16 protein-coding genes are annotated in these 8,271 nt (G+C 50.7%); all 16 read right to left on the bottom strand.

All coding sequences use genetic code 11. From position 1 onward, the window contains the following. Positions 1-61 precede the first annotated feature (61 nt). Complete coding sequence (locus tag ACW73I_RS22495) at positions 62-367, bottom strand: phage integrase (protein WP_458031749.1); 306 nt, start codon at positions 365-367, stop codon at positions 62-64. Positions 368-384: 17 nt separating this feature from the next. After that, the gene (locus ACW73I_RS22490; protein WP_458031748.1) at positions 385-672 is read right to left on the bottom strand and encodes a hypothetical protein; all 288 of its coding nucleotides are present in this window, start codon (positions 670-672) and stop codon (positions 385-387) included. Positions 673-695: 23 nt separating this feature from the next. Then, a complete protein-coding gene (locus tag ACW73I_RS22485) occupies positions 696-1,388 on the bottom strand; it encodes a hypothetical protein (RefSeq protein WP_458031747.1) in 693 nt (230 codons plus the stop codon). 75 nt (positions 1,389-1,463) lie between these two features. Beyond that, positions 1,464-1,739, bottom strand: a complete 276-nt coding sequence (locus ACW73I_RS22480; protein WP_458031746.1) for a hypothetical protein — start codon at positions 1,737-1,739, stop codon at positions 1,464-1,466. Between the two features lie 137 nt (positions 1,740-1,876). After that, on the bottom strand, positions 1,877-2,179 hold the full coding sequence (locus tag ACW73I_RS22475) for a hypothetical protein (RefSeq protein WP_458031745.1): 303 nt from the start codon (positions 2,177-2,179) through the stop codon (positions 1,877-1,879). Positions 2,180-2,270: 91 nt separating this feature from the next. Further along, on the bottom strand, positions 2,271-2,597 hold the full coding sequence (locus ACW73I_RS22470; protein WP_458031744.1) for a hypothetical protein: 327 nt from the start codon (positions 2,595-2,597) through the stop codon (positions 2,271-2,273). 79 nt (positions 2,598-2,676) lie between these two features. Beyond that, a complete protein-coding gene (locus tag ACW73I_RS22465) occupies positions 2,677-3,027 on the bottom strand; it encodes a hypothetical protein (RefSeq protein WP_458031743.1) in 351 nt (116 codons plus the stop codon). Next, positions 3,024-4,016 (bottom strand): primase-helicase family protein, encoded by a 993-nt coding sequence (locus ACW73I_RS22460; protein ID WP_458031742.1) that lies wholly within the window; start codon positions 4,014-4,016, stop codon positions 3,024-3,026. Before ACW73I_RS22460 ends, ACW73I_RS22465 begins: the two co-directional genes overlap by 4 nt. 81 nt (positions 4,017-4,097) lie before the next feature. Then, the gene (locus ACW73I_RS22455; RefSeq protein ID WP_458031741.1) at positions 4,098-4,538 is read right to left on the bottom strand and encodes a hypothetical protein; all 441 of its coding nucleotides are present in this window, start codon (positions 4,536-4,538) and stop codon (positions 4,098-4,100) included. Next, a complete protein-coding gene (locus ACW73I_RS22450; RefSeq protein ID WP_458031740.1) occupies positions 4,538-5,395 on the bottom strand; it encodes a toprim domain-containing protein in 858 nt (285 codons plus the stop codon). The genes ACW73I_RS22455 and ACW73I_RS22450 overlap by 1 nt, the downstream gene beginning before the upstream one ends. Before the next feature lie 122 nt (positions 5,396-5,517). Beyond that, positions 5,518-6,204 carry a hypothetical protein gene (locus ACW73I_RS22445; RefSeq protein WP_458031739.1) on the bottom strand — a complete coding sequence of 229 codons (687 nt, stop codon included), beginning with the start codon at positions 6,202-6,204 and terminating at the stop codon, positions 5,518-5,520. Then, positions 6,197-6,496, bottom strand: a complete 300-nt coding sequence (locus ACW73I_RS22440; RefSeq protein ID WP_458031738.1) for a hypothetical protein — start codon at positions 6,494-6,496, stop codon at positions 6,197-6,199. Before ACW73I_RS22440 ends, ACW73I_RS22445 begins: the two co-directional genes overlap by 8 nt. Further along, complete coding sequence (locus tag ACW73I_RS22435) at positions 6,493-7,110, bottom strand: hypothetical protein (protein WP_458031737.1); 618 nt, start codon at positions 7,108-7,110, stop codon at positions 6,493-6,495. Before ACW73I_RS22435 ends, ACW73I_RS22440 begins: the two co-directional genes overlap by 4 nt. Continuing rightward, positions 7,107-7,496 (bottom strand): DUF7673 family protein, encoded by a 390-nt coding sequence (locus tag ACW73I_RS22430; RefSeq protein ID WP_458031736.1) that lies wholly within the window; start codon positions 7,494-7,496, stop codon positions 7,107-7,109. The genes ACW73I_RS22435 and ACW73I_RS22430 overlap by 4 nt, the downstream gene beginning before the upstream one ends. Further along, positions 7,493-7,798 (bottom strand): hypothetical protein, encoded by a 306-nt coding sequence (locus tag ACW73I_RS22425; protein ID WP_458031735.1) that lies wholly within the window; start codon positions 7,796-7,798, stop codon positions 7,493-7,495. Before ACW73I_RS22425 ends, ACW73I_RS22430 begins: the two co-directional genes overlap by 4 nt. Further along, positions 7,798-8,028, bottom strand: a complete 231-nt coding sequence (locus ACW73I_RS22420; RefSeq protein WP_458031734.1) for a helix-turn-helix transcriptional regulator — start codon at positions 8,026-8,028, stop codon at positions 7,798-7,800. The genes ACW73I_RS22425 and ACW73I_RS22420 overlap by 1 nt, the downstream gene beginning before the upstream one ends. Positions 8,029-8,271 lie beyond the last annotated feature (243 nt).

Below are 8,271 nucleotides of genomic sequence, written 5' to 3'. Positions count from 1 at the left end.
GCTAGCAGACCACCCGGCGCTTCAAAAAATGGCGTCGAAACCGAAGGTATGGCGGCAAATTTCAACAGCCTGTTAATTGACTGGCCACCGGGTTATTTAAATCGACCGCCATTTGCAACAATGCCCGGCGCCGCCGCTCACCATCCGTCAAATTGATGCCGTGATAAATAAACCAACTTTCGACCAGCTCCTTCAGCGTGCGCTCGTCCATCGCCTGCTCGTAATTAACACGGTGATCGGCCAAGTAGTTACGCTCGAACAGCTCAGCATCTTCCTTGGTCGCAAACCCGCCACGTCGTGTGCGCGGCATACCTTTTCTGTCGACCTGAACTCGCCAGGTGCCGTCTTTATCCTTTTTAATTGCCATAACACCAAACCCCGCTTTTAAAAGAACTGCGCGTGGCCGTTCGAACGGACCGGTTTTGACGACAGGGTTATCCCCAGTTTCTTTGCGTGCTGATTCAAAGCATTCAGTTGTTTTACGACCTCATAATCAAAAGGCTGGACGATCGCTGCCATGCGGTTTGCCTCGGCCACGAAGGCTTTGAATGTGTCGCGATTAAGTTTCTCACTCAACTCATTTGCCGCTTGCAGTGCGGCTTTAAGTAGAGTGACGAAATTCTGTTTATTAATTGGATTCATAGTTTCACCTAGATGAATGGCGGCAGGCATTTTACAAACTGCCGCCGTTTCGATTACGCAGCAGCTTCAACCAAGTCGCTGTCAACGATTGGTGTTCCCGTCGACGTAATGGGCATGGCCTCTAAAATGCTGATAACATGTTGATTGGCTTCGTGTAATTCAGGCATAACATAGCCACCGTTACCTTTGCCAAATACCAATTGGTAAAGTATTTCGCAAACAATAGAGTTGGTTTTTTGCATGAACAGATTTTTAGAATCAATCGCGTAACCTTGCTGCATACCTTGTTTCGCTATTACAGCCATCACCAAATCTCTGAATGGTTCACCGGACGTAGCAATCAGTTGTTCGGCAGCCTTATCAACTAAGTCAGCGGCAACCAGATTTACTTTTGCCTTTAATGATCCCCGAGTAATGGACAAATTGCCTTCTAATCCTGAGATGCTTTTATTCAGAAATTCAAGCGCTTCAGTTAATGGTGGCAATTCAGCTTTCATCTTTGCCACCTCTTTTCTCTTAGCCATAAACTGATCGACTGTGAGAGTAGGTTTTTTTAAAGGAGAAGATAGTTCCATCAGCCGATCTTCGCTTTCCAATGTCGCGTCGATCTCTTTGATGTTTCCGTGAATATCCGCGATTTTCCGTTTCAAACTGTCGATCTCACCGCGCTTAGTAGCAATCGATTCATTCAAGGCCGCGATATCCGCTTTTATCTGAAAATAGTCATTGATATGGTTAGTATTCATAAGTGTTTGTTTTAGAAATTGGTTTATAAGAAGAGCAGCACGGCATATTCCGTGCTGCCCATGAAGTGGTCATATTCAAATTAAATGGTCGTGACCTACCACGCTGATGGCTTTATCCAACAAATTGGAAAACTCCATTACCAAGCCAAATTTGCCAGTCGTATCTTGATTGATATCCATATACATTCCAGCAGTGTTTTTCGCTTCGGCAACAAGGCCGCGAATTTCGTCCAATTCAGTGGCAGACAAACTGCCATCGGATTTGAACTTATCAACTGCGGCGCCGAGTTTCTTGACACAGTCACTTAACATTTCTTTTTTTGCGTTAACTGATTCGTTTTGATATTGCATTGCTTTTACCTATATTCAATTGAAATAAATACCGGTTAAACAGACCGGCACTGCCTCCTCAAGCCCTGTGTTTACCGTCAAAACGCCAGATACCCATTCAAGGAATCCGGAACAGCGTCTAGCGCAAGATCGACCGGTTACGCCCCCAATGCCGCTCGCGTCGGATCATCAAGCGACCAAATCAGATAACCTTGATTACGCCGCACGTCCCCGGTGTTTGCTACCAAATAACCCAGTGGATCGGGGTTTTTGGTGTAATAGCCTTCCAGGTTCAGTTCGTCGACAACGGCCTCCAGGTTGTCGACCACGAATTGCCGAATGGTGTTGGTGATTTTCGGCCGAGGAAACACAATCAAGCGGCTACGGCTGAATTCTGCTTCAAGCCCTTGCGCGCGCAGTTGGGTTAAAGGGGTATTGCTAGGTATGGGTGTTAAAGCCATATTGATTCTCCAAAATGTGATTCGTTGTAAAACCCGGTTTACAGCCGGAACTGCTCCTCAAGCCTGGCCATGCCGTAAATCAATATTCCCGTCACCTCCTTAAGTCCTGCCCAACGCTAGCCGCCGCCGGCACGCCGGCGAAACGTGCCCCATTCAGGTGATCGGGGATCGCCTCGACTGGCGGTCCGTTTTCATTGGCAGCCGATGTCGGCTGCTCCCAAAGCAACACGTTGTTAATGCGCTTCTCGTTATATTCGACGACCAACGCTTGCGTGATCTCCGGCAAATGAGCCGTCACAAACAGCGCAAGCGCTTTGTTCATCTTATGGCGCGGCCAAATCCGCACCCGGTGCTGGTGTAAATCGGCGTCGAAGCCTTGTTGGCGGATTTCCGCCAGTGGGTTAATAGTCGTTGTCATTTTCAAATCCTCATTGGTTTTTGATAAATGACCAATATCGGTTGGCCCTCCGCTCCTCAAGCCCGGCCAGCGAACATGCTTACTTAGTCACCTCCAATAGGCACCGGTTGATGTAATCAACGGGTTTCTCCTCAAAAATCCGCCGAAAAGAAAAAAAAGAAAAAAAGTCGATTTTTGCCGTCCCAACTGTACCACCACGCCGCAAGCCACGAACGGCGCGGCTTACAGCTGGTGTAGTTGCTGGTATGGTTGCTATACCAACTGTCCCATCTACACCACTTTTTGGCGATTTTTCGGCTTTTGGTTTAGTTGGTATAGATACGGTATAGTTAATAAAATATTTGCTGTACCACTTAAATCGCTGAAATAGCGTGGTTTTTTGTTGCTGGTACAGTTGGTACAGCAAAAAACGGCATTTTGAAATTTTCACGGTTCCAAGGCCTCTTCTGGTACATCCAGCATTTTGGCGAATTGCTGTACCAGTACCGCCTTGTCCGGTAATTCGTAAAACTTGCCGTTTCCTCGATCTGAACGACCGTGCACCTCTATCCCCAATTTCGCCATGGTGCGGCCAATAGAATTTGCAGCGGAGGCCTTTTTCACATCCAAACCCTCTTCGGCGCTCCAAGCTATAAAGTCGTCGATCAGTTCTGACGCACGAATTCTGGCCCGGCCGCCGAATGGTTCGTGGTGGATAATTTGGTTGTAAAAAAACTGGTTCACCCCACTCAAGTTGTCCAACTTCTCGGAAATCAATCCTGGCGTTTGCGGGCAGCGATATGGTTCGAAATCCGAGATATCGACATTCAATAGATAGTTCAAAAACTTTGCAGGGCCGTCATTGTTGATCCAGGACCAGAGCCTTTTGAAATAGGTCTGGTCTTGGGCGTATCTGTCGGATGGCTCCAACACCAAGTAACGACGCTCCCGAATGCCGGCGCTTAGCACCTTTTCGTGATTGCTGGCGAATATCAGCCGGCAATAGTTCGGCAAAGGTTCGATCTCTAATCCCTTACGCTCCATATTGACCGTAGTTTCCGAGACAATGCCTTTCATGCGGTCAAACATATGTTTGTCAGTTAAATCCACCTCGTCAGCGAAAATTCCAAGTTTGTTGGCAACCGTCCCATTAAATCGATTTGCTATCGCACCAGCTCCATTGGTCTTAATACCATGGGGCCCAAGTATCCTGAGCAACGGTTCCGCCATCGTGCCTTTGCCGGTGCCTTCCACTGATTTCAACATTATGGCTACAGTAGGCTTTTCATCAGGCTTTTGGAACAGGTGCGCCATCCAGCCGATCAGGTAACGGTAAGACGGCTCGTGACCGGCGCAAATGACGTGTTTGAGATGATCCAGATAGGGCGATACGTCGCCGTCCAACGGCTTTACCTGCAAGCCGCGGTAAAAATTCAGCACGTCCGGCGGGCATTTTTGGGGATCCGGAAAAAATCCGGTACCGCCCGGCTTGAAGTTCTTGCCCGGCCATTCCAGCCAGGCCTATCCCCGATTTTTGCCGTTGATGAATTTTTCGTGCAGAAACTTTTTCTTGAATTCCGCTGGCGATTCGAAAGTCAGGACGATGCCTTGCACCTGGCAAAACCGCCGGCCGACAATTACGTTTTTACCGCCGACCAGCGCATGGCAATACAACGCGTTCATTGCTACCAGCTCCGGTAAATCGTCTTCATGAACCGCAACGCCTGTCGCCCATGTTTTCACAGGCTCTTGATCCGGCTTGGCGCCGATCAGGTGCATGCCGGCAATCGGGTTTTTTGGCGGTGCCGATGGCTGCGCCTTATTGATGTGCGGTGCCGTGTCGCCAACGGGTTTCACAGCGTCCCGTTCTAGATCGATTACGGTATTACGTTTCGGCGGCAATGCGTTTTGCTCGGCTAAGGTTTCGTAGAGCTCGGCTCTAAACTCGTCTGCGGCGTCCATCAAGCGGCGCCCTCCATGGTCAGCACGTCGTTCCAATCCTTGCCGGCCTGCGGCGGAATCAACGCCTTGCCGCCTACCGCCAAAGCGGCTTTATGCGCGGCCGTTTGGCCGGTGCCGCTCTCGTCGTTGTCGCCGGCGATAATGATTTCAGCCTGCGGAAACAAGCGCCGCGCGGTTTGTGCCACCGGTTCCAGGTTGCCGGCGTCCATGGCCACCATGACGAACACGCCAAGCTCTTCATGCAGGCTGGCACCGGTGGCCCAGCCCTCGCAAATCAACAGGCGTTCGATGTCTGTCGAATTGCCGATCACCGAGAAACAGCCTTTTTTCTTGCCGCCGGCCAAAAAGCGCTTGTCGCCGTCGGCACTGATAAATTGCAGATTGACCAGTTCGCGCGACTCGTTATAGAGCGGCACTACCAGGGATCCACGGTATTGGCGTATTTGATAGGGCTTAACGCCTTTCTTGATCAGATAGGCATGGTTCTGGGTACTGGGAACAGGGTTCGTGCGACGCCAAATACCCCGCGCTTTTTCAGCCGCTTCTCTTTGGCGTTGCTTACGCTCGTACTGGCGTTTCTTACGTTCATCCTCAACCTGGCGCCGTTCTGACAACGACAAGCGTTTACGTTCACCGGAAAGCGAGCCGGTTTGCTTGATCGATCGTGGAAAATACTCGAAGTACCACGATGGGTTGCCGTCCGTGTGAATGAGGTAGGAAATATTCAGCGTCCCAACCTTGTCGCCTTCGGCGTGGGCGCGGTGCAATACGCCATCGGCTATCAACTTATCGTCGGTCGCAACGCCATGCGCGGCCATATCCGCCCGAACGGCATCTAGTATCTCGTTTAAATTCATTGCGTTAGCTCCTTGCGAACTGTGCAAAAAGCTTCTAAACTGACTGCGGTTTTTGAATAGAAGCTTTGATTAAAAGCCGGCGGGCTCCTCAACTCCGCCGGCTTTTTTTATGGGTTAAGTTTTTACGTGGCGTGGAACGCCGCCATCACCGCCTTGATGTCCATCGCTTCATGCTTTATGGATTGCAGGGCGAAAAACACCGTTTCGTCACTCGGCCGGTTCTCGTCGTCATCGATCGCGAAGTGGTCGGACAGCATGGTGATGGTGGCCAATAACTTATCGGCGGCCATATTGACCGTGTCCAGCAGTCCAAGCGTGCCGTCTTCCAATCCGATTGGCGAAATGCGATGGCTGAAATCGGCGAACGCGCCGGCCTTGGCTGTCACATATTCCGCTAACTCGCCTTGCTCGAATTGATCGGCTAGCCAATCGATAGAACCAAGCAGGCATTCGGCACGGCGCAACAGTTCGAATAGCCAAAGCTGCGTACAAGCCGCGTCAGAATCGGCGATTTTGGCTAACTGGGCGTCGACGGCATTAAAGCGGTGTTCTACTTCTTCGAACGTCGGCCCGTCTATTTTTGGCGTGTATTCAGCGGTAATGTGCCGGGTACCGAAGAGGTAAACGCAAACCGCTTGTCCGGTGTCCTGTAGCAGTTTGGCCGCGCCCATGAGCCCTTCGAGGTAGTCGGCGTTTAGCGCATTTCTGCGGTTCGCGTCTTGGGCAAGGTTATAGTGAAACTGTAGGTTTTCGGCTTGCACGGTAAAAATTCCGCGATATCCGGAGAGTGGTTTGTTCGGTCTAGTCATGCCCGTCTCCTTGTAAGTCATTGTCGTTTTGAGCGAGGAAAGACAGCGCCGATTCGCTGTTGTAAAAGAACTGTGAAAGTTCCTCTTGAATGGCCGTGAGATTCTCCACGACAGGCGATACTAACCATGACAATTTGTTGATTTGTTCGTCGTGGTAGCCGGACAGCAGAAAATCGAGCGCCGCAAGCTTGTCTATCTCATCCTTTAAATGCTCGACTCGATCCCTGAAATGTTTGCGCAACTTTTTATGGTCTTCAGTGGCGACCACTTTTTTATTGTTTGAGTCGCTCATGATTGGCCATCCGTGATTGCTTTGATTTGCTGCTCAATCGCGTAAAGCGCGTCATCGTCCCAGCCTGGAACGTGGCGGATATGCAGCACTTGGTGGAATAGCCGGAAAGCTTCGGTGTCAAGATTGACCAGCTCGAATAATGCATGCTTGAACGGCACGCCTTTACGGTAGGCCGACCGAAAGGCATCGGCCAGAAACCGTCCGGAATCGCCGCCTTGACGAATTCGGCTTAACAGCAAGTCGGTATCCAACGGCATCGGGGTTAAGCCTAATTCATCGGACTGGCGTTTCATGTAACCGGCTAATGTCATGGATTTTGGCCGGTTCTCGGCGCTGCCGGCGCCGTTGACTAAGTAAATGGTGGCGGGTTTGGTTTGAACCGGTTTGACGGCCTCGGTTTTTAACTGTTGACGCATTTGCGCGACCAGCCGCGCCATGTCTGCGCAAGCGGATTGAAGGCTAATAAGCGTGTCATCGCTCAGGCTATTACGCGCTATCTCATGGCCGATAGTGCCAAAGTGATGTAAGAAATTGACGCCTTTTTGGGTAATGGCCTCATATAAAGCCTGTTGTCTGGCGTCGGGCTGCATGGGCGATACGGTTTTAATGCTCATTTCGCCACCTCCGCTTTTGCCCAGCGCTCGAACAATTCGCCGCCTTTATAGACGTATTGGTGGATTTCCTTCACGGCTGCGCGCGCGTCCAGTTTCAGGACGGCTAGAGCGTCATCGAACAAGGCTTTATCCAAACCGCGAAGCGTTGACGGGTTTAGCGGAAAGGCATAGCCGTTGTACAACGACAGTAAGAAGCGCCGAACCGTATCTGCTTGGCCGGTGTCGTTATTGGCAATATTGACCAGGCGCTCCAAGGCCGGTAGGCCGGCTTCGGTAACGGCTTGGCGCTCAGTTTCGAACGCGGCGATTTGATCGAGGAACGAAGCGACGGCTTCAGGTTGTTGGGTGGATTCTTGGCGGATTTCGCCCGTGGCTGGGGTGTTCATAGCGGTTGCTCCAATACAGATAACTGAACCGCCGCCAATACTTTCTCAGGGTATCGGGCGACGGGCTGTAGTGGGACTGAGAAAAACCGGGTATTGGAACCGGCCAGCGCCGAACGCTGCCCAAAACAGCCCGCCATAATGGAACGCAAACGGCACAAGGCCGCGCTGAATGACAGGCATAAAAAAGCCGCTATTGACTGCGGCGATTTTTTCGCCAATACAAAACCAGGTTTCTCAGGCCCGGTGCTGGTTTTTCTGCCAGCGGTCGAAAGCATAGCGCCGCTTTGTTGGTGTGTCAACATCACGCCGCTCCGCCTAATTGATTCAGCCATTCGCGGATTTCTTCAACTCGCCACGCTACGATGTTTTGTGAAATTTTGGTTGGTGCAGGCGCAGAGCCTTCTTTAATCAGTTTCCGGAAGGTTGTCCGGCCGAATGGCGTCAGCCTGGGGTAGCCTTTTTTCTTATCTCCAGTTATTTGATATTCCCTGACCCAGCCCGTTTCGGGGAGGTGTTGTGTTGATACAGCCATTATGCACTCCTCATTTATTCAGTTTGTACCGCTTTAAACGCGTCTGAATAATGAGGGGTGATGAATTCTATTTGGCCGGACTCGGTTAAGTTTATTTGTTTCGGAAAAGCGTAACGTTAAGAAAATTGGTTACGGTTAGTCGATTTAAAAACCTGTTTTGCGGCATCTAACAGGCTGTTGAAATTTGCCGCCATACCTTCGGTTTCGACGCCATTTTTTGAAGCGCCGGGTGGTCTGCTAGCC

This window comes from Methylomonas sp. MgM2, from assembly GCF_054172045.1.
This window is presented reverse-complemented; position numbering and strand designations above follow the sequence as displayed.

Bases quoted from the DNA above. Each gene is read 5' to 3' on its own strand.
- ACW73I_RS22440 (WP_458031738.1), bottom strand. From the start codon at position 6,496: ATGAGCGACTCAAACAATAAAAAAGTGGTCGCCACTGAAGACCATAAA.
- ACW73I_RS22435 (WP_458031737.1), bottom strand. From the start codon at position 7,110: ATGAGCATTAAAACCGTATCGCCCATGCAGCCCGACGCCAGACAACAG.
- ACW73I_RS22495 (WP_458031749.1), bottom strand. From the start codon at position 367: ATGGCAATTAAAAAGGATAAAGACGGCACCTGGCGAGTTCAGGTCGAC.
- ACW73I_RS22470 (WP_458031744.1), bottom strand. From the start codon at position 2,597: ATGACAACGACTATTAACCCACTGGCGGAAATCCGCCAACAAGGCTTC.
- ACW73I_RS22430 (WP_458031736.1), bottom strand. From the start codon at position 7,496: ATGAACACCCCAGCCACGGGCGAAATCCGCCAAGAATCCACCCAACAA.
- ACW73I_RS22445 (WP_458031739.1), bottom strand. From the start codon at position 6,204: ATGACTAGACCGAACAAACCACTCTCCGGATATCGCGGAATTTTTACC.
- ACW73I_RS22485 (WP_458031747.1), bottom strand. From the start codon at position 1,388: ATGAATACTAACCATATCAATGACTATTTTCAGATAAAAGCGGATATC.
- ACW73I_RS22455 (WP_458031741.1), bottom strand. From the start codon at position 4,538: ATGGACGCCGCAGACGAGTTTAGAGCCGAGCTCTACGAAACCTTAGCC.
- ACW73I_RS22420 (WP_458031734.1), bottom strand. From the start codon at position 8,028: ATGGCTGTATCAACACAACACCTCCCCGAAACGGGCTGGGTCAGGGAA.
- ACW73I_RS22480 (WP_458031746.1), bottom strand. From the start codon at position 1,739: ATGCAATATCAAAACGAATCAGTTAACGCAAAAAAAGAAATGTTAAGT.
- ACW73I_RS22450 (WP_458031740.1), bottom strand. From the start codon at position 5,395: ATGAATTTAAACGAGATACTAGATGCCGTTCGGGCGGATATGGCCGCG.
- ACW73I_RS22490 (WP_458031748.1), bottom strand. From the start codon at position 672: ATGCCTGCCGCCATTCATCTAGGTGAAACTATGAATCCAATTAATAAA.
- ACW73I_RS22425 (WP_458031735.1), bottom strand. From the start codon at position 7,798: ATGTTGACACACCAACAAAGCGGCGCTATGCTTTCGACCGCTGGCAGA.
- ACW73I_RS22475 (WP_458031745.1), bottom strand. From the start codon at position 2,179: ATGGCTTTAACACCCATACCTAGCAATACCCCTTTAACCCAACTGCGC.